Annotated in this window: 22 protein-coding genes; 12 read left to right on the forward strand and 10 right to left on the reverse strand. The window is 55.1% G+C overall.

Annotated features, from left to right (window positions below; translation table 11 throughout):
* Window positions 1-1188, forward strand: a complete 1188-nt coding sequence (locus tag WH298_RS11555) for a sialidase family protein (RefSeq protein ID WP_180822897.1) — start codon at window positions 1-3, stop codon at window positions 1186-1188.
* Complete coding sequence (locus tag WH298_RS11560) at window positions 1185-1868, forward strand: SDR family NAD(P)-dependent oxidoreductase (protein ID WP_180822898.1); 684 nt, start codon at window positions 1185-1187, stop codon at window positions 1866-1868. The genes WH298_RS11555 and WH298_RS11560 overlap by 4 nt, the downstream gene beginning before the upstream one ends.
* A gap of 87 nt (window positions 1869-1955) precedes the next feature.
* Here the strand turns inward: WH298_RS11560 and WH298_RS11565 are convergent, their stop codons facing one another.
* On the reverse strand, window positions 1956-3911 hold the full coding sequence (locus tag WH298_RS11565; RefSeq protein WP_180822899.1) for a sigma-54-dependent Fis family transcriptional regulator: 1956 nt from the start codon (window positions 3909-3911) through the stop codon (window positions 1956-1958).
* A 197-nt stretch (window positions 3912-4108) separates the two neighbouring features.
* Between WH298_RS11565 and WH298_RS11570 the strand changes: the two genes are divergently transcribed.
* The 5 genes from WH298_RS11570 to WH298_RS11590 all read left to right on the forward strand — a co-directional run bounded on the left by WH298_RS11570 (window position 4109) and on the right by WH298_RS11590 (window position 9311).
* Complete coding sequence (locus WH298_RS11570) at window positions 4109-5128, forward strand: Gfo/Idh/MocA family oxidoreductase (RefSeq protein ID WP_180822900.1); 1020 nt, start codon at window positions 4109-4111, stop codon at window positions 5126-5128.
* Window positions 5128-5907 carry a TIM barrel protein gene (locus WH298_RS11575; RefSeq protein WP_180822901.1) on the forward strand — a complete coding sequence of 260 codons (780 nt, stop codon included), beginning with the start codon at window positions 5128-5130 and terminating at the stop codon, window positions 5905-5907. Before WH298_RS11570 ends, WH298_RS11575 begins: the two co-directional genes overlap by 1 nt.
* Before the next feature lie 84 nt (window positions 5908-5991).
* Window positions 5992-6906, forward strand: a complete 915-nt coding sequence (locus tag WH298_RS11580; RefSeq protein WP_180822902.1) for a substrate-binding domain-containing protein — start codon at window positions 5992-5994, stop codon at window positions 6904-6906.
* Window positions 6907-7100: 194 nt separating this feature from the next.
* Complete coding sequence (locus WH298_RS11585; RefSeq protein WP_180822903.1) at window positions 7101-8069, forward strand: glycosyltransferase family 8 protein; 969 nt, start codon at window positions 7101-7103, stop codon at window positions 8067-8069.
* A gap of 27 nt (window positions 8070-8096) precedes the next feature.
* Window positions 8097-9311 carry an O-antigen ligase family protein gene (locus WH298_RS11590; RefSeq protein ID WP_339541475.1) on the forward strand — a complete coding sequence of 405 codons (1215 nt, stop codon included), beginning with the start codon at window positions 8097-8099 and terminating at the stop codon, window positions 9309-9311.
* A 62-nt stretch (window positions 9312-9373) separates the two neighbouring features.
* On the opposite strand, the gene WH298_RS11595 is transcribed toward WH298_RS11590, so the two are convergent.
* Window positions 9374-10300 carry a glycosyltransferase family 2 protein gene (locus WH298_RS11595; protein ID WP_180822905.1) on the reverse strand — a complete coding sequence of 309 codons (927 nt, stop codon included), beginning with the start codon at window positions 10298-10300 and terminating at the stop codon, window positions 9374-9376.
* A gap of 242 nt (window positions 10301-10542) precedes the next feature.
* Between WH298_RS11595 and WH298_RS11600 the strand changes: the two genes are divergently transcribed.
* Both WH298_RS11600 and WH298_RS11605 read left to right on the forward strand, forming a co-directional pair.
* The gene (locus WH298_RS11600) at window positions 10543-11994 is read left to right on the forward strand and encodes a methyl-accepting chemotaxis protein (protein WP_180822906.1); all 1452 of its coding nucleotides are present in this window, start codon (window positions 10543-10545) and stop codon (window positions 11992-11994) included.
* Between the two features lie 293 nt (window positions 11995-12287).
* Complete coding sequence (locus tag WH298_RS11605; RefSeq protein WP_180822907.1) at window positions 12288-13271, forward strand: IS110 family RNA-guided transposase; 984 nt, start codon at window positions 12288-12290, stop codon at window positions 13269-13271.
* A 31-nt stretch (window positions 13272-13302) separates the two neighbouring features.
* Here the strand turns inward: WH298_RS11605 and WH298_RS11610 are convergent, their stop codons facing one another.
* The 4 genes from WH298_RS11610 to WH298_RS11625 form a co-directional block, all read right to left on the reverse strand.
* On the reverse strand, window positions 13303-13593 hold the full coding sequence (locus WH298_RS11610; RefSeq protein ID WP_007888459.1) for a DUF1330 domain-containing protein: 291 nt from the start codon (window positions 13591-13593) through the stop codon (window positions 13303-13305).
* On the reverse strand, window positions 13593-14474 hold the full coding sequence (yghU, locus tag WH298_RS11615; RefSeq protein ID WP_049851325.1) for a glutathione-dependent disulfide-bond oxidoreductase: 882 nt from the start codon (window positions 14472-14474) through the stop codon (window positions 13593-13595). Before yghU ends, WH298_RS11610 begins: the two co-directional genes overlap by 1 nt.
* 100 nt (window positions 14475-14574) lie before the next feature.
* A complete protein-coding gene (locus WH298_RS11620; RefSeq protein WP_180822908.1) occupies window positions 14575-15594 on the reverse strand; it encodes a LacI family DNA-binding transcriptional regulator in 1020 nt (339 codons plus the stop codon).
* A 171-nt stretch (window positions 15595-15765) separates the two neighbouring features.
* Window positions 15766-16647 carry a sugar phosphate isomerase/epimerase family protein gene (locus WH298_RS11625; RefSeq protein WP_007888450.1) on the reverse strand — a complete coding sequence of 294 codons (882 nt, stop codon included), beginning with the start codon at window positions 16645-16647 and terminating at the stop codon, window positions 15766-15768.
* Window positions 16648-16947: 300 nt separating this feature from the next.
* Here WH298_RS11625 and WH298_RS11630 point away from each other — a divergent pair, with 300 nt between their 5' ends.
* The 3 genes from WH298_RS11630 to WH298_RS11640 all read left to right on the forward strand — a co-directional run bounded on the left by WH298_RS11630 (window position 16948) and on the right by WH298_RS11640 (window position 20227).
* Window positions 16948-17976, forward strand: coding sequence for a LacI family DNA-binding transcriptional regulator (locus WH298_RS11630; RefSeq protein ID WP_180822909.1), 1029 nt, complete (start codon window positions 16948-16950; stop codon window positions 17974-17976).
* Window positions 17977-18123: 147 nt separating this feature from the next.
* The gene (locus WH298_RS11635) at window positions 18124-19047 is read left to right on the forward strand and encodes a TIM barrel protein (protein WP_007888441.1); all 924 of its coding nucleotides are present in this window, start codon (window positions 18124-18126) and stop codon (window positions 19045-19047) included.
* 10 nt (window positions 19048-19057) lie between these two features.
* A complete protein-coding gene (locus WH298_RS11640; protein ID WP_180822910.1) occupies window positions 19058-20227 on the forward strand; it encodes a Gfo/Idh/MocA family protein in 1170 nt (389 codons plus the stop codon).
* 47 nt (window positions 20228-20274) lie between these two features.
* On the opposite strand, the gene WH298_RS11645 is transcribed toward WH298_RS11640, so the two are convergent.
* The 4 genes from WH298_RS11645 to WH298_RS11660 are packed head-to-tail and all read right to left on the reverse strand — an operon-like array spanning window position 20275 to window position 23253.
* Window positions 20275-21012: an amino acid ABC transporter ATP-binding protein gene (locus tag WH298_RS11645; protein WP_007888432.1), complete on the reverse strand. Its 738-nt coding sequence runs from the start codon at window positions 21010-21012 to the stop codon at window positions 20275-20277.
* A gap of 9 nt (window positions 21013-21021) precedes the next feature.
* Window positions 21022-21777 (reverse strand): amino acid ABC transporter permease, encoded by a 756-nt coding sequence (locus WH298_RS11650; RefSeq protein ID WP_180822911.1) that lies wholly within the window; start codon window positions 21775-21777, stop codon window positions 21022-21024.
* Between the two features lie 5 nt (window positions 21778-21782).
* Window positions 21783-22478 (reverse strand): amino acid ABC transporter permease, encoded by a 696-nt coding sequence (locus WH298_RS11655; RefSeq protein WP_007888428.1) that lies wholly within the window; start codon window positions 22476-22478, stop codon window positions 21783-21785.
* 22 nt (window positions 22479-22500) lie between these two features.
* Complete coding sequence (locus WH298_RS11660) at window positions 22501-23253, reverse strand: SDR family oxidoreductase (protein WP_049851331.1); 753 nt, start codon at window positions 23251-23253, stop codon at window positions 22501-22503.
* Window positions 23254-23411 lie beyond the last annotated feature (158 nt).

Raw genomic sequence — 23411 nt, forward strand, 5'->3', positions numbered from 1 at the left:
ATGAGCGACTTAACTCTTAGCGTGGAACGCAACGGTAACCTTCATCCGCACGCGCAGGATGCGCAGCAGCTCACGGCGATGCTGCCTTCGGTCTGTCCGCAGAACCATGCGGCGAATCTGCTGCCGCTGCCGAACGGCGACGTGTTGTGCGTGTGGTTTGGCGGTACCCAGGAAGGGATCGCCGATATTTCCGTGTGGTGCTCGCGGCTGGAAAGCGGCAGCACGCAGTGGAGCGAGGCGCAAAAACTCTCCGACGATCCAACACGATCCGAGCAAAATCCGCTGCTGTTTCTCGATCCTGACCAGGTCTTGTGGCTGCTGTGGACGGCGCAGAAATCGGGTAATCAGGACACCGCGATTGTGCGTTATCGCCAGTCGCACGATTTGGGTCGCAGTTGGGGTGCCATCGACACGCTGCTCGACCAGCCCGGCACCTTTATTCGCCAGCCGATGGTGGTGCTGCCAAACGGTAACTGGCTGCTACCGGTGTTTTACTGCCGCACGCAGCCGGGGGTGAAATGGGTCGGTAACGACGATATCAGCGCAGTAAAAATCTCCAGCGATCGCGGAAAAAGCTGGCGTGATGTGGTTGTGCCGGACAGCCTCGGCTGCGTACATATGAACATCACGCTGCTGCAGGATGGCAGTTTGCTGGCGCTGTATCGCAGCCGCTGGGCAGATTTCATCTACCAAAGCCGCTCGACCGACGGCGGTGAAAGCTGGAGTGCGCCGCGGGCGACTGAGCTGCCGAATAACAATTCGTCGATTCAGGTCACCACGCTGCACAACGGCCATCTGGCGCTGGTGTTCAACGCCATGAGCGCCAAAGATGCCCGCGAGCGCCGCGTGTCGCTGTATGACGAAATTGAAGATGAAGAGGATGACGGCGATGTTGCGGTGGCGGCTGAACCGCAGGTGCACAGCGGACGCAGCGCCTTTTGGGGCGCTCCGCGCGCGCCGATGACGCTGGCGATCTCGGCCGACGGCGGCAAAAGCTGGCCGTGGCAGCGCAATCTTGATGAGGGCGATGGCTACTGCATGACCAACAATTCGCAGCAAAAACTCAACCGCGAGTTCTCCTATCCGAGCATTAAACAGAGCGAGGATGGCGCGCTGCATGTCGCCTACACCTATTTCCGCCAGGCGATTAAATACGTGCGCGTCGATGAAACCTGGGTGACCGGATGAGCAGGCCACGGCACGCGTTGGTGACCGGCGTGAGCTCCGGCATTGGTGCGGCGATTGCCGAACACCTGCTGCAGCAAGGCTGGCAGGTGACCGGTTTTAGCCGCACGCAGGTGAGGAAAGATCATCCGGCTTTTACCTCGGTAAGCGTCGACCTGTTCGATGCCCGCTTGCTGAAACAAGCGCTGGCAGCGCTACCGAAGGTGGATGCGCTGGTACACGCGGCGGGCATGATGGCGGCGGCACCGCTGGGGGATTTGGATGAGGAGCAGGGCACGCGTCTGTGGTACTTGCACGTGCAGGTGGCGCAGATTATGGCCAATGCCCTACAGCCGCAGATGGAGCAGGGCGATCGCATTTTGCTGATTGGCAGCCGCACCTCACGCGGCGCGGCGCATCGCAGCCAATATGTCAGCACCAAAGCGGCGATGGTGGGTATGGCGCGCAGCTGGGCGGCGGAATTGGCAGCCAGGGGCATTACCGTGAATGTGATTGCGCCGGGCGCCACGGAAACGCCGATGCTGCTGCAGCCCGGCCGCGCCAGCTCACCGCCGCAGTTGCCGCCGATCGGGCGCTATATCAAGCCGGAGGAAGTGGCGGCGCTGGCAGGATTTGTACTGTCGCCGGCAGCCGCTGCGATTACCGGGCAGGAGCTGGTGATCTGTGGTGGGGCGTCTTTGTAAGTAGTGCTGCTGAACCCCCTGGTCGCCATGAATGGCGACCCTACAACAACCGGTTCTTTTGTAGGGTCACCATTCATGGTGACCTCATCATCCCCGCCGCAACCCTGCCACATCCACCTGCCACTGATTCAGCTTGTTATACAGCGCAGTGCGTGAAATCCCCAGCATCTGGGCCGACTGGCGCAGGTTGCCTTTCTGCTCACGTACCACTTGCAACACATGCTGGCGCTCATTCGCCTGCAGCGAGGTCAATTCACTCCGCTGCGGAACTGCGCGCTGCACCATCTCCTCCGGCAGATCGTGACGATCAATCTGCAACCCTTCACACAAGTTCACCATGCGCTCCACCAGATTCTCCAGCTCACGCACGTTGCCTGGCCAGTGCCACGCCTGTAAACAGGCCATCGCCTCGGCGGAGAGCTGTGGCGCAATGCGCTTTAGCCGGGTACAGAGCGCCTGAATAAAAGTGTTCACCAGGCCAGGAATATCCTCCTGACGCTCGCGCAGCGGCGGGATCTCCAGCGAAATCACATTCAGGCGATAGTAGAGATCGCGGCGGAATGCGCCTTTTTCCACTGCATCCAGCAGATTGCAGTGGGTGGCGGCGATGATGCGTACGTTAACCTTGAGCGGATGTGCCGCCCCGATGCGCACCACTTCACTCTCCTGCAACACACGCAGCAGGCTGGTTTGCGCTTCCAGCGGCATCTCGCCAATCTCATCCAGAAACAGGGTGCCGCCATCCGCCAGCTCAAATTTGCCCGCCGAACCACCGCGACGCGATCCGGTAAATGCGCCATCGACATAGCCGAACAGCTCGCTCTGGACCAAATCGCGCGGCAACGCGCCGCAGTTCAGCGCGATAAAGGCTTCCTGTTGGCGCGGACTGGCATTATGAATCGCCTGAGCAAACAGCTCTTTGCCGGTACCGCTCTCGCCGGTCAGCAACACGGTGCTGTCGGTGCGGCTGCTGGCACGCGCTTTGTGAATCGCCTGCTGCACGCGCGGCGCATGGCCGCGAATCATCTCGAAGGTATAGCTGGCGCTCACGCCCATCACGCGACGCGTAATGGCGCGAATACGTTGATTCTCACGCAGCGACAACACGCGGCCGCTGTCCGGCGCGGGCATCAGCGAGATCAGGCAGGAGATCGGATTGGTGCCGTCCGGCATAAATTGCAGCTCGCGGTCATTGCAGAACGGCATGGTCAGCAGCGATCCCCCTTGCGGCTGCAGCAGCTCATCAATGGTACCTGCTTGCGGATCGAGGCTGCTGAAGATCTGTCGCGCATAGCGATTCAGGGTTTTAATACGACCGTGACGATCGCAGACGATCACCCCTTCATTCAGGGTTTCGAGGATCGACTGCTGCTCGGCCAGTAAACGGCGCAGCGTCAGCTGCTGGCCAACCGCTTCCGCCGCCGCCTGCACCGTGCCGAGCGTGTGGGCATTAAAGTTATCGGGCGTGGCGGTCAACGTTAAAACGCCCAGCAGCTGGCCGCTGGCATCGCGCACCGGCGCGGCGGCACATTGGCGATGGCGTTTACGCAGGTCAAGTTTCCAGTTCTCGCCGCTCAGCACATACACTAGCCGCTGCTCGATCAGGCAGCGCGCGGTGCAGTTGGTGCCGAGCACCTCTTCGCGCAGGATGCTGCCGACCGGCGTGAGATCCGCGCCGCAGAAATGCAGCGTCACACCCTGCGCATCGGTCAGATTGATGTGGCCATCCGGGTTATACGCCAGCAAGTTCTCCATGATGCTGCGCGCCGCGCGGATCAGTTCCGCATTGTGTTCGAGGATCGCCGCCAGCTCGGCGGCAGGCGGTGAGATATAAGCAAAGGTCGCGGGATCGATCGCACGCTGACGCGATCGCTGCCATGACTGCAAAATACTGTGCCGCATCCAGCCTGGCTGCTCACCGCGTTCAAAGCTGTGCCAGCCCTGCCACAACAAGGTATCCCATTCGCCCACCTCCGCGCTGTCCGGCAAGCTGAAGATAGGATCGCTTTCATCTTTGAACGGCAAACGCTCTATGACACGCATGCGACACTCCTGATTAGGTTGGAATGTCCATTTTATTGACATGTGAAGTTGACATGTAAATTTTGTTGTCAGTTTGTGAGCCATATCTGTGTTACGCCTCACATAAAGCGGCTGGCTGCAGTTGGCATCGCCTTTGCACTGCAGATGGTACATCCCTGTACTCGAACGAGCACATCCAAAACAATAAGGAATAGGTCATGAGATTTCACCTTAAGCCAGTACGCGTCGGCCTGATTGGCGCAGGACGCATGGGCAGCTTCCACGCAGAAAACCTTGCCTGGCGCGTGCCCGGGGCGACGCTTGCCGCGGTGGCCGATCCGCAGCCGGGCGTGGCAGACGCGCTGACCAACAAACTTGGCGTGGCGAAAGCTTACAGCGATCTGCATGCGCTGCTGGGGGATCCAGAGATTGAGGCGGTGGCGATTGCCGCCCCGGCGCGTACCCACGCTGAATGGGTGATCGCCGCAGCCCAAGCCGGTAAACACGTGTTCTGCGAGAAGCCGATGGCGGTGACGCTGGATGAGGCCGATCGCGCGATTGCTGCGGCAAAAAGTGCCGGCGTGGTATTGCAGGTCGGCTTTAACCGCCGCTTTGACTCGGGCTTTGCCGCGGCGATCGCGGCGGTGAAGGCCGGCGAAAATGGCACTACGCAACTGAGTCGATCGCTGACGCGCGATCCGGGCCTGCACGATCCTGCCCGCATCCCGCAGTGGACGATCTTCCTGGAAACCCTGATCCACGACTTCGACACGCTGCTGCACTTCAATCCCGGCGCGAAGCCGGTGGAAGTGTATGCGCTGGCGGATGCGCTGGTGCGTCCGGATTTCAAAGATAAAGGCTTGCTGGACACCTCGGTGGTCACCATTCGCTTCGATAATGGCGCGATTGCCACCGCTGAAGCCAACTTCCAGGCGGTGTACGGCTACGACGTTCGCGGTGAAGTGTTTGGCAGTAAAGGTATGCTGCAGGCGGGACATATCAACGCCAATCACTGCGTGCGCTATCACCAGGATGGCATCGCGATTGAAACTTCGCGCATGGACTCGGATCTGCTGCGCGAAGCCTATGTCGCAGAGATGGCTGAGTTTGCCCGCTGCATCCGCAGGGGTGAAACGCCGCGCGCCACCGGCGAAGATGCGCGCAATGCGCTGGCGATCGCGCTGGCCTGTATCGACTCGGTGCAGCAGCAGCAACCTATCAAACTGGGAGGTCGCTAATGGCCGGTTATCAGCTGTCGGTATGTGCCGAAATGGTGTTTCTCGATCTGCCGTTCGTCGAGCGCGTAAAACGCATTCACGAACTGGGTTTTGGCGTTGAGATTTGGGGCTGGGCGAACAAAGACATTGATGCGCTAGCGGCAACCGGTGCGCGCTTCACCTCTATGACCGGCTACCTCAGCGGCAACCTGACTGACGATGACGAAATCCAGCAGCTGCTGCAAAGTGCTGAAGCATCGCTGGCGGTGGCAGCCCGCCTGAACTGTCCGGCGTTGAATCTGCACGGCACCGGACTGGATGACAAAGGTTTGCCCGTCAAACCGGTTGAGGTGGTCACCGGCGCGATGTGGCTGAAAGCCGCTGACACGCTGCGCAAAGTGGCGCAATTAGGCGAGCGTGCCGGACGCGTGTTCACGCTGGAGAATCTCAACTTGCTGGTTGATCATCCCGGCACGCCGTTCGCGCTGGCCGCCGATACGCTGGCGCTGGTGGAGGCAGTCAACAGCCCGGCGCTGAAGATGAATCTCGACCTGTATCACGCGCAGATTGGCGAAGGCAATTTGATCGAACTGATCCGCCGTTGTGGTTCTGCGATTGGTGAGATTCAGGTGGCGGATGTGCCGGGACGTCAGCAGCCGGGAACCGGTGAGATCAACTATCGCGCCATCGCCCGTGCGCTGCAGGATGTGGGTTATCGCGGCACCGTGGCGCTGGAGGGCTGGGCCAGCGGTGACAGCACCACCGCGCTGCAGCAGTTCCGCGATCATTTCACCCTTTAAGCGTTCCATCGCCGGGTATTTGCCTGTTGCCCGGCGTTAACTCGATGAAATTAAAATAATATCTCAACCCTACAGGACTCACTCATGAAGATAAGAAATGTGATGTTGTGCCTCTGCTCGCTGCTGCTCAGCCTGAGCGTGAGTGCTAAAACCTTCACCGTCGGCGTGGCGCTGGCAAACTTCGATCTCAACTTCGTCTCGATTCTGCGCACCCAGATGCAGGCGGAGCTGAAGGCCAGTCAGCTCAATAGTCAGTTTGTAGATGCCAAGGGCGATGTCGCGCTGCAAGTGCAGCAAGTGGATGATTTTATTAACCAGGGCGTAGATGCCATCATCCTTAATCCGGTGGATACCCAAGGCGTGTTGCCGATGATTACCGCCGCGAAAAATGCCGGCATCCCGTTGATTTTCGTCAACCGTAAGCCGGAGGTGAAGCTGCCAGCCGACATGGCATATGTCGGTTCAGACTCGGCGCTGGGCGGCGAAATGCAGATGGAAGCGTTAGCGAAGAAGATGAACTATAAAGGCAACGTGGCGATTCTGATGGGCGCGCTGTCGAACGAGGAAGCACGCGAGCGCACTCGCGCCGTGGAAGCGGTGATCGCCAAATATAAAGATATGAAGGTGATTGAGAAGCAGAGCGCCAAATGGCAGCGCAATGAGGCGGTGGATGTGGTTTCCAGCTGGCTGCTGAATCAGCGTCCGATTGATGCCATTGCCGCCAATAATGATGAGATGGCGATTGGCGCCATCATGGCGCTGAATCAGGCGAAGAATGAGAAAATTTTGGTCGCCGGCATTGATGGCACGCCGGATGGGCAGCAGTTTGTGAAGAACGGCAAAATGACGCTGACCATTTTCCAGGACGCCAAAGGCCAGGCCACGGGCGCGGTGCAGGTTGCTAAAGCGCTGCTGGAGAAGCAGAAAGTGCAGGAGTTTAACTGGATTCCGTATCAGACCATCACGTCAGAGAATTATGCGCAGTTTGCGGCGAAGTAGGTTTTCCCCTCAAAATCTCTCCTGATGGCAGGAGAGATTTACTGTCTAATCGTTATTCATTCACCGGCCGGGGTGCTTTATTTGCCTAACCCTGACTGGTAAACTCCGGCTGCAACCAAAATTGTCTCAGGTTGATAATTGCTTAGGCATAATGCATTTACAGAACGCATGCGTTCTTCCGGAGAAATTGCAGGATGGATAGAGACGTTATTAAAGCTATAAATTCCCAGCTGCTTTTTCCCTCTCAATGCGATCGGCATATAGTTTTTGGCGTTGATGGAAAATTCATTGCACATTCGCTGATCACTATTATGTCGATTATGAAGCATGCTGGCAGCGGATTTTATCATTTCCACCTGATCTCTTCAGAATTAACGCCAATTGACATTAAAAGGCTCGATACGATATTTTCGGGCTCGTCACATGGTTTAACTTTGCATCATATTAATGATGAACTTTTTAAAGCATTCCCTACCACTGAGCTTTTTACCCGCGCCACCTATTATCGTTTTCTGTCTCCACTTTTAGTGCATGATGCTGAAAAAATTCTCTATCTCGATGCTGATATTGTGTGCCTAAATCCTATAGATGAATTATGGAAAATGGCAATGGAGCAAGAGACTATCGCTTTGGTTGTGGGTGAAATCGAAGCCTTACAACACCAACTGGCTGAAAATGTCGGGCTGCACGGGCATCGCTATTTTAACGCCGGAGTATTACTGATTGACAGACATAAATGGAATCGGGAACAGATTAGCGAACGCGCTTATCATTTGCTTGTTGAAAAGGGAAAATATTTTAAATACCTTGATCAAGATGCATTAAATATTTTGCTTGAAGATCGTGTGAATTTCATTGAGTCTCGTTTCAATACTATCACTATGCTAGCACATGATGACAAAGGCTATAGCCTCGATGTGCCGGAAAATACCTGTTTGCTGCATTATGCGGGTGCTGATAAGCCTTGGCAGGAATGGAATCAACAACATGTTTGCCATTATTATCGCGACCTTCGTGAATTATCGCCATTAGCCAATCTACCTTATGAAATCCCTAGAAATGCTCAGCAAGCTAGAAGAATGTATAAGCTTTATTTTCGTCATCATCATTTAGTCTCAGGAATAATTTGGCGTGTTAAGTATTTTAAAATGAGGTATTTATAAGTGCGAAGTTTAGAATTAAAGAGATTAGTGACGAGCGAAAATATTTATCACTTATGCTTTTTTTTACTCAGCGTAGTGTTAGCCAGCTCGTTAGTGGTTTCCGCTTACCCAAAGAAAATATTCTATATCGTAGGCTATGTGACGTTATTGTTCCTCTTGGTTCAGGGTGTTAAAAAGAACTTTATCTGGGATAAGAGCGCTTTTACCGTTGCGACTCCAATCTTATTACTGGGGCTGGTGAGAGTCATTTGGGCGAAGATGCATGTCGATGCCCATTTTACCGATGTGGTTGATAACTATTTTCAGGGTGGGAAGTTATTTATCATATCTGCTTTTATTAGCTATTTTTTTATAGCATGGCGACATTTTCTCTCCTTCAGAATGTTACGCATCACCATTCTGGTGCTGGTTATCGGACTGCTATTCACGCTTGGAGCCAGTATCCATGAGAACGCTCAGACGCATCGACGTGTAAAGTTGCTAACCGACTCTGCAGGCACGGTTTCTTACCTTATTACGGCATTGGCGCTCACTGCATTATTTGTTGTTAACAAGGTAGTCGTTCGGCGCGCCTACCAGATAGTAATGTTCATCGCTATTTTTATAGTAAACATGCTGTTGATGTTTTATACCGAATCTCGTGCGGCCATATTAGCTTTACCAGTTTTATACTTTTTATGTTTTTATTTAACTCATCGTTGGGCAGGAAAATATGTTCTGGCATTAAGTGTATTATTAATTGCTGGTGGTTTATTCTTCATGCCGAGTTCAGTTATGCACCGCTTAGACAACATTCAGAGTGAGATTGATAGTTATCATCGTAATAATGATACTTCAATTGGCGCGAGATTCTCTATTTGGAAGGGGGGATTTAACAGTATTTCCTGGACTTTCTTAGGTCAGAGTCCAGATGAGAGAACCAATAAGGCTCGGGAATATATCAAAGAGAGTGAGCGCGGGAATCCTGAAGCTTACAAAAATGTAATGTATCACTTACACGATGATTTTCTGGAAACTCTCTCGCTACAAGGTATAGCGGGTGCAGTTACATTGATTCTCTTTTATCTTGGTTTAATAGTTGTAGCATTAGGTTTTAGAGCATTCGATATTACTCTATTGCCCATTTCAATTTTTATATTTGGTCTGACAGATACCGTCTGGATTCAGAGTGGTTCAGTTTTTATTCTGATGGCTGCTACTGTTATTAGCTATTCTCTAATTCAGTTAAAACCTAAAACGTAATATTTATTTCGTTGCATAAATTATAAGGTCGCCATTTGTGGCGACCTGCTTCTTTTGATCGTTTAGGAAACACCACGCAATTTCATTTTGATATATTTCATCTTTAGACTGAATCTGACTTTTCTATCGAGTAAGAAAGAAGCTAAAGGGAAATTATTTAAAGCACACTTGACCATATCTTTATCATGTTCGTCGCTTATCAGCGGATAAAATTTATGAACCAGATTGATCCAGTGGCATGAGAGTAAATTACGATACTTTTCACCTAATACTACATCCATCTGTTGGGTTGCTTTAATCAGCATTGATATTTTGTAGGCATCAAGTGCGCTAGAGAGGCTGTTGCCTCGCTTGAAGTAAAGATAAGGGCCTTGCTTAGATAAAAATATCTTTTGACTGGCTTTCAGAATTGAGGGAAATAAATATGCATCCTCGTAGCAGGTGAAGTCAGGAAAATGGTTATCCTCCAGCAATGACTTTTTTATGAACTGACCAATAAAGTGCGCCTGGATTTCTCGGTGAATCAGAAATTTTTCAATCACCTGGTGCTGACTTAGGGAAATAACTTGTAAACTGTTCCACTGTTGTGGTTTGGGCTTACCTTCATAAATTTCATTAAGTGGCGTTAGTAGAATATCGGGTTGCTCTGCTTTTAAAAAAGTCACAATATCGGAAAAGGCGTGCGTTAAAATCTGGTCGTCGCCATCAAGCATTGTGACGTAGTGGCCGCTACATTTACTGACGCCAAAATTTCTGACCTTGCCAATGTTACGGAACATTACCTCAAAAATTTTCAGCTGGCGAAACTCGGTGGCAAAGGTATGCAGTAACTCGCTGGTATTATCTGAAGACGAGTCATTCACTAATATAATTTCGACCACATCCTCAACGCCAGCACAGGCATTTTTTAAACTGGTTAGCGTCTCGAGAATAAATTTTTCGCTATTATGCGCGGTGACCAGGACGCTGAGAGTGTAAGGTGAATCCATAATTAGTATCTATCCGTTGATATTTCAGGGTTCATTGGTGATGAACAAGTCTATCGCTTTCTGCCCTCAAGTGAATGAAATTATGTTGCACGTCATAAGTGATCATTCTCACAACTTCACGTGTAATTAATCACCGCAACTAAACTTTCCTCTCTCCACGCCGATAATTTTCCCACTGAGTCCGTGCGCTTTGCCCCACGATTTTGGGGCTCTACGATCACCTTCTGGTATGGAAAACTTTCATGATCGCAACGCCCTTGTCAGGCCCGGACGCCGTGCCGGTGGAGATGGTCTCTCTCAAACGTATTGCCCAGCGGGCCGATAGCCTGGCGGTGATCCTCAGTTGGGCACTGTGGCCGATTGCACTTGGCGTTGGCTGGCTCAATGACAGCACAAGGGTGGCGCTGATTGCCGGCTTAGTTCTGGCGCTGCTGGCGACCTTTTTCGGCACCGCGCTACGCGGTACGCTGACCTCGCGCTTGGTGCTCTCCGCGCTGCTCATTGGCTGGGCAGGTTTGTTGATTCAGCTGGGTGGCGGCGAAACCGAATACCACTTCTCTGTGTTTGTGCTGATGTCGGCGCTGCTGGCGTGGCGCGATATGCGGCCGTTATTAATGGGTGCGGCGGCGGCGGCCACCCATCACGTGCTGTTCAATTATCTGCAGGATAATGATCTGTTTGGCGTGATTGTTTTCCACCATCCTGGCTGGGATATGGTGCTGTTCCACGCACTGTTTGTGGTGGCGCAAACCGCCATGTTACTGGTGATTGCGCGCCAGATGGCCGCCGATGCGCGTTCGGCCAGCGAAGTGGCGGAGTTGGCGGCTCAGATCAATCAGCAGGCGGGTTATCTGACGCTGAACGCCGATATGCAGCAGAGTGCAACGCCGTTCGCCCGTACCTTTAGTACCACGCTTGGCACCATGCACGGCACTTTGCATCAGGTCAGCGAGGGCGTGGGACTGCTGCTGGCGGAGTCTGACAGTATTCTTGAACGTAACGCCGCGCTTTCAACGCGCACCGATGAGCAGGCGCAGGCGCTGGAAGTGGCGGCGAGTGCCATGACTGAAATCAGCATCGCCGCCAGCCTGACCCGCGATAAAGCGCTGAGCGCGCGCCAGTTGGCGAGTGAAACCCGCACGGTGGCCACGCGCGGCGAAGAGAATATTCAGTCGGCGATTCACTCGATGGAGAAAATTAGTGAGGAGTCGAGAAGGGTAAAAATCATTCTGGAGCTGATTGACGGCATTGCTTTTCAGACCAACATTCTGTCGCTGAATGCCTCGGTGGAGGCCGCGCGTGCCGGTAATCAGGGACGCGGTTTTGCCGTGGTCGCCAGCGAAGTGCGTAACCTGGCGATGCGCAGTGAGAGCGCTGCGCGTGAGATTCGTCAGCTGATGGATGCCAGCTCGACCAGCACCGAGCACGGCACCGTGCAGGTAGAACATGCGGCGCAAACCATGCGCGAGATTCATAGTAGCATCAGTGGCTTATCGCAGCTGGTAACAGAGTTGTCGGAGATGAGTGAGCAGCAGAACCTGAGCATTGAACAGATTCAGCAGAGCATCAACAGTATTGATCACAGCGTACATCACAACGTGCAGCACGTGGCCGAAACGCTGCAGGTGGCGCAACAGCAGCAGCAGCAGGCGAATGCGCTAAAGCAGGCGATTTCGTTGTTCAGATTGGGGTAAATACCCATATTTTCTGCGTATCGTAGCGGCGCAATTCATTGCGCATTCTGGCGCGCCAAAACCATGCGCAATGAATTGCGCCGCTTGTATCTTGAATGTGTTGCTGGTTAGCTACCAGCAACATGAAACGGAGGCAGCTTTTTGCGCCGCTTAAGACCCGATCTTGCTTCGTAGCTTTAAGCCCTCCGTTTCTCCTTTCACGCCAGCAACTACTCTGAACGGTAACCAGAAGCTCTGACTTCGTATGTACAAGGCTAGATGGCGTGATGGTTTAAGTGAAAGGGAGATATCCGATGTTCTGTCTTGGTATTGATGTAAGCAAACACAAACTCGACCTCTGCCTGTTCCCCGGCAACGGCAAAAAGAAAACGAAATCCATCAAAAATCAGGTCGGCGTAGAACGTGACATCTGCGACTGGCTCCAGAAGCAGAAGTGCCCGCCAGAGCAGGTGATGGTGGTGATGGAAGCGACCAGCGTCTATCACGAAAACGTCGCTTACGGGCTGCACGGGAACACGCCCGTGACGGTCTGTATCGGCAATCCGCAACGGGTCAGGGAGTTTGCCCGCGGAATGGGTATCCTGACCAAAAATGACGCGGTCGACGCCTGGGTGCTGGCCCGTTACGGCGAGCTGAAACAGCCCGATGCCTGGGTTCCGCCGCCACCGGAAGTCCGCAAGCTGAAAGACCTGCTGCGTCTGCGTGACGCCATCGTTGAAGATGTGCAGCGCGCGACGAACAGGCTCGAGAAGGCGAACTCAACCCAGACGGCGGGCGAGGTGACCGACTCGCTTGAAAGAACAAAAAAATCGCATGAAAAGGAGCTGAAGCGAATAAACGCGCTGATTGACGACCACATGGATAAGAATGATGGTCTGAAAGATGATCTTAAGCTGCTGGAGTCGATAAAAGGTATCGGCGGCGTAGTGGGAACGACCATGCTGTCGGTGCTGCGTACGTGCCAGTTCCGCAATGCGGGTCAGGTAGCGGCGTGGCTGGGCGTGGTGCCGGTCGAGAAGACGTCAGGCAGTTCGGTGAGAGGGCTGGCCCGGATGTCGAAAACCGGTCCCGCCGACGTGAGAGCGAAGCTGTATATGGCCGCGATAGTAGCGGCAAGGTGGAATCGCCCCGTAAGAGCGCTGTATGAAAGGCTGATGGCGAAGGGCAAGCCAGCCAAAGTGGCGCTGGGAGCGGTGATGCGCAAACTGGTCCATCTCTGCTTCGGTGTGCTTAAAACACGAGAGCCGTGGAACGAAAACTACGTAGCTACCGCTTGACGTTCAAGACGGTAGCTACGGTATTTGCGTTTTATTCCACGCCTTTAACCAGCAGCACGCGGTACTTTGCACCTTTCAGACGATGCGCTTTAGCTTCCTGATACGCCGGGCTGAAATACCAGCCTTTTGCCGCTTCAACATCCGGGAACTCCAGCACCACTACGCCTTCAGCGGGCGGACCTTCCAGCGTTTCCAGCTCGCCGTAAAACGCCAGCGGGGTGATCGGATGGTCGCCGCGCGCCTGGCCCGCTTTTTCGGCGTAGGTTGCCAGTTCGTCCTTGTCTAAGGTTTCGTCCTTAATAAACACCACATATGCCGCCATTATTTCTCGCCTCGCGCCTGACGTTTGTCTTCAGTGTTGTTATCAAAATCTGATGCATCATGACGTTCCAGCAGCTGATCCTGCGGTTCGGCACCAAATGCACGATTCACCTTACGGCCACGGATTACCGCCGGACGTTCAGCAATCTCTTTCGCCCAGCGCACCACGTGTTTGTACGACTGCACATCGAGGAACTCGCTGCCGCCATATTGGTTATTCAGCACCAGGTTGCCGTACCACGGCCAGGTGGCGATATCGGCGATGGTGTATTCATCACCGGCGAGGAAGCGATGGTTGGCCAGCTGACGATCCAGCACGTCGAACTGACGTTTGGCTTCCAGCGTAAAGCGGTTGATGGCGTATTCGATCTTCTCTGGCGCGTAATGATAGAAGTGACCAAAGCCGCCGCCGAGGTAGGGCGCAGAACCTTGCAGCCAGAACAGCCAGTTCAGGGTTTCGGTGCGGCCTGCCAGTGAGGTCGGCAGGAAGTGGCCGAACTTCTCTGCCAGATACAGCAGGATGTTGCCAGATTCAAATACGCGCTGCGGTGGGGTAACCGAGTGATCGCTCAGCGCCGGAATTTTTGAGTTTGGGTTCACATCAACAAAACCGCTGGAGAATTGATCGCCATCGCCGATACGAATCAGCCAGGCATCGTACTCGGCGTCTTTGGCCCCGACGGCAAGCAACTCTTCCAGCAGGATGGTAATTTTCTGGCCGTTTGGCGTGCCGAGCGAATAGAGCTGCAGCGGATGTTTGCCGACCGGCAGCGTTTTCTCATGCGTCGGTCCGGCGGTTGGACGGTTAGTTTTTGCGCCGTTACCTTTGGCTTCCGGGTCCCAGGTCCAGACTTTCGCGGGCTGATACTGATGTTCCGACATAGTGGTTCGCCTTGTTGTGTTTGGTTTTTTGCTGCTACTGAGTGTAGCAGCGCGTGATACAGGCGATTTAACCGCGCTGGCGGTGGGATACAAAGTCTGATTATGTAAAGTTCTCTTGCGTAAAGAGCATAAAGTCGACTTTGCCGGGCTGGTAGATGTCGGGGATGTCGCCCTCTTCCAGATGGCGCAACAGCAGCGTCAAGGCCAGCTGAGCATGGCGCAGGGTGTTTTGATCGATCGTTAAGGTGAGCACGCGATCCTGTAACAGTTGGCGCGTAGTGCTATACAACTCGTGCGTGACGTACACCACTTTACCGTCGAGCCGATGGCGCGACAGGGCTTCGTAAATCTGGGTGTTGCCGATGCCGGTATTGTAGAGCCCCACAATCGGCGGCGAGGCGGCCAGCGTTTTTTCCAGCAGGCGACTGATACGCGCGCGCTCGTCCTGACCGGCGAGAATCTCGCGCAGACGCAGCTGCGGAAAGCGTTCGGCCAGCACCGCCTGGAAACCTTCAATGCGCAGGCGGTGCGCAGCATAATCGGCGCGCCCGCTCATCAGCACCACTTCACCCGGCTGCGACAGCATGCTGCCCAACATTAAACCGGCGGTGCGTCCGGCTTTGTATTGATCGATGCCTACGTGGCAGAGCCGCGCGGCATCCGGGAGATCGGCGACCAGCGTGATGACCGGTACGCCGCGCGCTTTACAGTCGGCCAGCGCAGCGTAAATCAGCGGATTTTCGTGGGCGAAAACGATCAGCGCATCACGCTTTTTACTGCTGGCAGTGATATGTGCCGCCAACTTTTCTGGCGCATTTTCCGGGATTAGCGTGCGGTGCAGACGCAAGCGGCGATAGCCGAGTTCGTCTGCAAGTGTGGCGAAGTCTTGTGCTAATTGCTGAAAGAAGAAGGAGGCGTTGCCGCTAAGCAGTACTTCAATCTGCCACGGATGGCGATGCTCTTCAGGCAGAATGCGTTTTAAACCGGCATCACGCGCTGCCTGCAGAATTTTTTTGCTCATGGCGGGCGACACGCCGCCGCGATCGTTTAATACCCGGTCAACGGTGGCGACACCGACGCCCACTTGTTTTGCCAGCTCGGCCAGCGTCACTGCTTTCATGGTGTAGGTTCCATTAGGGCGGGCCCTCATCCTAACCTTCTCCCGCCAGCGGGAGAAGGGACCGATCGAGCTCGCTTTGAGCTCTCCCCCTGTGTGAGAGAGCAATCACGCCGCACTTTCCAGTTCCCTCTCCCTATGGGAGAGGGTTAGGGTGAGGGCATCAGCGCGCATTTACCCTAACAGCTCGCGCTCAATCAGCTCGCGCGTTTCAACCGCTTGATACTTCATCTTTTCCGGGTAGCCGAACAGCGCCGCCGAGATAATTGACTCGCCGCCGACTTTAAACGTGCGGTTCGCAAAATTCATCTCGCGCAGCGCTTCAAACAGCGCATCGAAATTGACTTCGCCTTCACCGACCGCCACGTGCTGGTGGATAGTGGCATCCACGCCCGGCGGGTTAACGATGTAACGACAGTGCTTGGTGTGGTTCATGGTATCGGCGATCAGCATATGTGACAGATCGTCACCGGCGTAATGCAGCATGTTCTTCACATCGCCGACGCCTTTGTCGTAATAGAAGGTGTGCGGTGCGCTGTAGATATACTTCACGTTTTCGCTGCGGAATGACTTCACAATGTCCGCGGTTTCGTTACTTTGCTCGCAGAAATCCCACGGGTGGGCCTGAATCTCGACGCGAATGCCTTCACGTTCGATGATCGGCAGCAGCTCTTCCATCGAGCGATAGAACATCTCTTCACAAATTTCCGGTTCGTTGGGATTGCCCGACAGCTCGGTGTTGATCACCTGCACGCCCATTTCGACGGCTATCTCGATCATGCGTTTCCAGTTTTTCACCGCCGCCTGACGACGCAGCTCATCCGGGCCTGACCAGCGATACACCGTAATGAAAGAGGAGATCTCCAGCCCGGTAGCGTTCAGCGCGTTTTTGTACTCGCGCATGATTTCACGGCTGGCTTTCGGGTGTTTATAGAACGGGTTGATTTGCGGATGCGGCGACTGCTCGATGTACTTGTAGCCCCATTCAGCCACCTGATGCACCATGCGCGTGATGCCGAGATCGCGGATTACATCCACATCAAATGCGATTTTCATTGTTTTCTCCTGAGCGTTAAGCGGTGCGCTCTTCGTTAAAGACCACGCCGATCTATTGCCTGACGTCATCCATCAGCTCAAATCGCCGCTATTGGGTAAATAAATATCAAACATTTATTCTGGGTGACATGAAAATGAAATAAATGATTTCATTTTTGCGATGGCGATCAAAATAGTGAGAGATTATCTATCACTTAAAGCAATTTGATGATGATTTGAGCGCAGAGCTATTGGCGATTTAAGGCAGGTTAGGGCATTATTTTTGATAATTTATTATCATTTAAGTGTGGAAAATAACCCATGAGCAAAATCACCATGAACGCCATTGCCGCCGCCGCAGGCGTGGGCGTGGCCACCGTCGATCGTGTGATCAATCGTCGTGCGCCGGTGCGTGCTGCCACCGAGCAGAAGGTGCTGGAAGCGGCGAATCGTCTGGGATATCGCATTGGCCATGCGCCGCTGCTGAATAGCACCTTGCCGGCAGCCAGCGTCACGGTGCGCATGGGCTTTATCCTGCTATCAAAATCCTACTCGTTCTATCATTCCCTCACCGATGCGCTACGCCAGCACACACAACCCTTCCATCCGCTGGGCAGCGAACCGCTGTTCACCTGGCACGATATTGATGATGTTGAGGCGGTGGTAGCCTCGCTGTATGCGCTCGCTGAGCAGGTGGATGCCATCGGTTTGGTGGCGCTGGATCACCCGCTCATTCGCCACGCGATTGCAAGCGTGTCGCGCAGGGGCGTGCGGGTGTATGCGCTATTTTCCAACTTCTCACCCTGCGGTCACGCCGGTTATTTCGGTCTGGATAACCAGAAAGCCGGGCGCACTGCCGCCTGGATCGCCACGCATCTGCTGCATCAGCCGGGTTCAGTGGGGGTGCTGGTGGGCGACCATCGCTTTATCTGCCAGGAGAGTAATGAGATCAGCTTCCGTTCGTATCTGCGCGAACAGGACAGCGCACGGCGGGTGCTAGAGCCGTTAAAGACCAATGAGTCGATTGATGGCGGCTACCGTGCGACGCGTCAACTGCTGGATGAACATGCTGATTTGGCGCTGATCTTCGCGCCGTGCGGCGGTATTGAGGGGGTGATTCACGCGCTGCGCCAGCAGCCACAGCGCAAGGTGGCGTTGATTTGCCATGGTCCGGTGAAGGAGGGCGAGCTGGCGCTGATTGACGGCACCATTACGGTGATGATCCGCAATCGCATTGATGAGATGGCGATGCGTTTGGCGCAAACGGTGCTGCAGCATCATGCTGAACCCGGCGAGCATTTTACGCAGGTCACCCTGCCGTTCGATATCGTCACGCGTGAAAACCTGTAAACCGCGCCATTGCTGAATTTGATGTATTTTCTATCATTTTAATGATGCGAAATAGTATGATCGCTATCAAAAAATGAATGTTTCATGGTTGTTGGTGATGAAATATTTATTTGATACTTGCGCCATCCATTACCGCAAGGAACGATCATGACTATTCATATTGCGAACGCGCCCTGTAGCTGGGGCGTTGATGACCCGAAAAACCCTTTCCTGCCGCCATGGCAGAAGGTGCTGAGTGAGGCGTCGCAGGCCGGTTATAAAAGCATTGAGCTCGGCCCGTGGAGCTATCTGCCGGTGGATGCTGCCGAGCTGCGCCAGCAGCTGGAAGCGCACGATCTGTCGCTGGTGGCAGGCACGATTTTTGATGATTTGGTGAGTGAAGCCAACTTCCCGGCGATGGTTGAACTGACGCATAACATTTGCCGCAATCTGTCGCGAGTCCCCACCGCAACCAAAACCCACGCCGATAACAAACCTGCACCCTACCTGGTGATTATCGACTTCGGCAATCCAGAGCGCGCCAAATACGCGGGTCAATCTGACAAGGCGCCGCGCCTGTCAGACGCCGACTGGCAGCGCATGATGCAGCACATCACCACTCTGAGCCAGATTGCCTGGAATGAGTATGGCGTACGCGCGGTGATCCATCCGCATGCCGGGGGTTGCATAGAGTTCGCCGACGAGCTGCAGCAGCTGGTGGAGGACATTCCGCACGAGGTGGCGGGTTTATGCCTCGACACCGGTCATTTGTACTACTCCGGCATGGACCCGATTCCCTACCTCAGCCGCTATTGGCAGCGCATCGATTACCTGCACTTCAAAGACGTCAACGAGGCGGTATGGCGCGACGTGATTGCCCGCGGTGTGGATTTCTTTGCCGCCTGCGCGGAAGGCGTCATGTGCCCGATTGGTAAAGGGGCGATTGATTATCCGGCGGTGCGCGCCTTCCTGGCGGAGCGCAATTATCAGGGCTGGATCACCGTTGAACAGGAGCGCGATCCGCGAGATGCGGAGACCAGCCTGCGTGACGTCACCGCCAGCCTGCACTATTTGCAATCCGTCGGATTCTGAGGAGAACACCATGATTAACGGCATTAAAGCGCTGAATCGCTCCCTGCGCTGGGGCATGGTCGGCGGCGGTGGTACCAGCCAGATTGGCTACATCCACCGTTCGGCGGCGACGCGTGATAACAACTTTACGCTGCTGGCGGGCGCCTTCGATATCAACGCTGAACGCGGCCGCGCGTTTGGCACTTCGCTGGGTATCGATGCCGAGCGCTGCTATGCAGATTACGAAACCATGTTTGCTGCGGAAGCGGCACGTGCGGACGGCATCGAAGCGGTGTCGATTGCTACGCCTAACAACACCCACTTCACCATCTGCCGTGCGGCGCTGAATGCGGGGTTGCACGTGGTGTGCGAGAAGCCGCTGTGCTTCACCGCCGCCGAAGCCGATGAGCTGGAACAGCTGTGCAGCGAGAAGAAGAAAATTATCGGTGTGACCTACGGCTATGCCGGGCATCAGCTGATTCATCAGGCGCGCGAGATGATCGCCGCAGGCTTGCTGGGCGAAATTCGCATCATCAATATGCAGTTCGCCCACGGTTTCCATAATGAAGCAGTTGAGCTGCAGAACGAAAGCACCAAATGGCGCGTGGATCCGCGTTTTGTCGGCCCCAGCTACGTGCTGGGCGATTTAGCGACGCATCCGCTGTTTATTGCCGAAATCATGGTGCCGCATCTGCAGGTAAAACGCCTGCTGTGCAGCCGCCAGAGCTTTGTTAAAACCCGCGCGCCGCTGGAAGATAACGCCTTCGTGATGATGGAGTACGATAACGGCGCGGTCGGTACCATGTGGGCTTCTGCGGTGAACTGCGGTTCGATGCACGGTCAGAAAGTGCGGGTGATTGGTGAGAAAGCCAGTCTTGAGTGGTGGGACGAGCAGCCGAATCAGCTGCGCTATGAAGTGCAGGGCGAGCCGGTGCAGATTCTCGAGCGCGGCATGGGTTATCTGCATCAGAGCGCGCTGGCTGACGACCGTATTGGCGGCGGCCATCCGGAAGGGCTGTTTGAAGCCTGGTCGAATCTCTATCGCCGCTTCGCGCTGGCGATGGATGCCACCGATCGCGGCGATGCCGCCTTCCTGCAGGCGTTCTGGTATCCCGGCGCGCATGCTGGCTTGATGGGCGTACGTTGGGTGGAGCAGTGCGTGAAATCCGCCGACGCGGGCGCGGTATGGGTGGATTGTTGAATCCAGTGCGGTGATGGACCTGGTCGGCATTCATGCCGACCAGCAACTCAATGCGACCGCAAATCACTCAAAAACCGCTGCGCGCGCGGGTGCTGCGGCTGGGTGAAGAACTGTTCCGGCTTGGATTTCTCCAGAATCTGTCCCTGATCCATAAACCAGATGGTATCCGCCACTTCACGCGCAAAGTTCATCTCGTGGGTGACGCACATCATCGTCATCCCTTCCTGCGCCAGACTGCGCATCACCGACAGCACTTCGCCCACCATTTCCGGATCGAGCGCCGAGGTGGGTTCATCAAACAGCATCACCGGCGGTTTCATCGCCAGCGCACGGGCAATCGCCACGCGCTGCTGCTGACCGCCGGAAAGCTGCGCCGGATAGGCATCGGCTTTATGCGATAACCCTACACGCTCCAGCAATTCACCTGCCTGGCGACGTGCCTCCGAACGCTTCACGCCCAGCACTTTCATCGGCGACATCATAATGTTCTCGGCCACCGAGACATGCGGGAACAGGTTAAAGCTCTGAAACACAAAGCCAATGCGCGTGCGCAGTTGGTTAAGGCGGGTGCTGCTGCCGTGAATATCAATGCCATCAAACACGATCTGGCCATCATCGATCGGCTCCAGGCGGTTAACGGTACGGATCAGCGTCGATTTGCCCGAGCCGGAAGGGCCGCATACCACCACCACTTCGCCGCTATTAATCTCGGCGCTCAGGTTGGTCAGCGCCTGGTACGCGCCGTACCATTTGTTGACCTGATTAAACATGATCATCGGTCCCATGGTGCTTCCTTATTGCGAAGAGGTTTTAGTCAGCATTACCGCCGGCGCCACGCTGCTGGCAAGCTGCGGCGGTTGGCGACGTTTCTGCGCTATGTGCGCTTCGAGTTTATTGGCAAGCCAGGTGAGGCTAAAGCAGATGAGGTAGTAGCTCAGCGCCACAATGGCGAACACCTGGAACGGTTTGGTCAGCAGCTGATTGCTCACCTGATTGGCGGCAAACGTCAGCTCCGGCACGTTTATCACATAGCCCAGCGTGCTGTCTTTGATGATTGAGACCAGCTGGCTGACCAAGCTGGGCAGCGTGTTGAACAGCGCCTGCGGCAGAATCACCAGACGCAGGGTTTTCAGATGGCTCATGCCCAGCGCGCGTGACGCTTCATATTGCCCGTGCGGCAGCGACTGAATGCCGCCGCGCACGATCTCGGCGATATAGGCGCTCTCGTAGATCACCAACGTACACAGCATGGTGGCGAATCCGCTGATGTTGTGGCCAATCAGTAGCGGTACGCAGAAGTAGGTCCAGAACACCACCATCATCAGCGGAATACCGCGCAGCAGGTAAACCCAGCCGGTGGCGGGCCAGCTCAGCCAGCGCCATGGCGATAGACGCGCCAGGCCCAGCAGCACACCGATCGGAAACGCCAGCAGCACCGCCAGCACTGAGATCAGCAGCGTACAGAGCACGCCGCCAATCGGCCCATTCGGGTATTGGCCCATTAACAGCAGCATGCCGTTGTCATGCAAAATGGTGAAAATCTCAAACATCGCCATTACCTCGCATAGACGCGCTGGAAGCGGCGGGCTAGCAGCGCGCCCAGGCCCATCAGCAGCAGGGAGAAGAACAGATAGCCCAGGGTCGCCACGATGTAAGATTCGAAAGTGCGGAACGTCTGGTTCTCAATATCGCGCGTGACGTAGGTGAGGTCCGCCACGCCAATCACCATCGCCAGGCTGGTGTTTTTAAACAGCAGCACCGTGTGGTTGATCATCGCTGGCAGCGCATTGCGGATACCCTGCGGCAGAATCACCGCATGCATGGCGCGCACATAGCTCATCCCAAGCGCACGCGCCGCTTCATTTTGCCCGTCAGGAATGGCGCGCAGGCCGCTGCGGATATCTTCCGAGAAGTACGCCGCCTGACACAGGCCCAGCGCGGTAAGGGAGAACAGGAATTCGGCGTTGTAGTTGTTGATCCACATCTGCAGCGCTTCCGGCAGCAGGGTAGGAATAGCGAAATACCACATCATCAACTGGATCAGCGTCGGCACGTTGCGGTGATAGGAGACATAGGCTTTAACCAGCCCGACAGCCAGTCGATTTTCTGTCAGGCGGATCACCACCAGCAGCAATGCCAGCACCATCGCCAGCAGCCAGGCACCCAACGCCAGTTCAAGGGTGATCACCGTTCCGTCAACGATCATCTGGCCGTAATGGCCGGTTATCACACTGCTGAAATCGAGAGCCATACTGTTACCTCATGATCGCATGCTACGCGCTGTGGTCGCCCGGTCGCATGGTGGAAAGGCCGCCCGGCACCTGCAGCGTTGGGGTGATTTCGATGTTGCCGATATTCACCGCCAGCGGTGCGGCGAGCGCGAAGGCGACGCAGTCGGCGATATCTTTCGCCTGCGGCAGCTCGAAGCCATCAATGAAGCGGCGACGCGCCTCTTCATGATCGCCCGAGACGTTGCCGAAAATATCGGTGGCAACGCGGCCCGGACAGATTTCGGTGATGCGCACGCGTGCGCCATAGCAATCCACGCGCAGCTGGCGCGAAAGGGCGTGCACCCCGGCTTTGGTGGCGTGATAAACCGAGTTACCGTTGAAGTTGTAGATGGCGGCAATCGAAGTGATGTTGAAGACGTGGCCACGATCGCGCGCCACCATGCCCGGCACCAGCAGACGGCACAGATGCAGCACCGCGCGCAAATTGACGTCGACCTGGGTTTCAACCACGTTCTCGTCGGCTTCAAGGATTGAACCGGGATGCGACACGCCGGCGTTGTTGACCAGGATGTCGATTTCGAGGTCTTTGCACAGCGCGGTCAGCGCGTTGACGTCGCTGACATCCACCGCGTGTGGAATGCAGCCGGTACGATCGGCGAGTGCCGCCAGCTGCTCTTTACGCCGCGCGACCGCATGCACGGTGATACCTTGCTGGCACAAGCGCTCCACAATCGCTTCGCCCATTCCCGCCGATGCACCGGTCACCAGTGCGGTTTTGTAATCTGAAAATGGCATGTGCCTCTCCTCGTTGTTGCGTCTTTTGACTGTATGCAGTTATGCCACAAGGGCATAAGACATAAAAATTTTGAGGCGATAAGCGCCCCTTATAACGCTTGTCTGCGGCACTTCGCCCGTTCCAACATTGCGCAATAAATTGCGCCGCTACGCTATGA

It is taken from the genome of Pantoea nemavictus, from assembly GCF_037479095.1.
Taxonomy (GTDB): Bacteria; Pseudomonadota; Gammaproteobacteria; order Enterobacterales; family Enterobacteriaceae; genus Pantoea; species Pantoea nemavictus.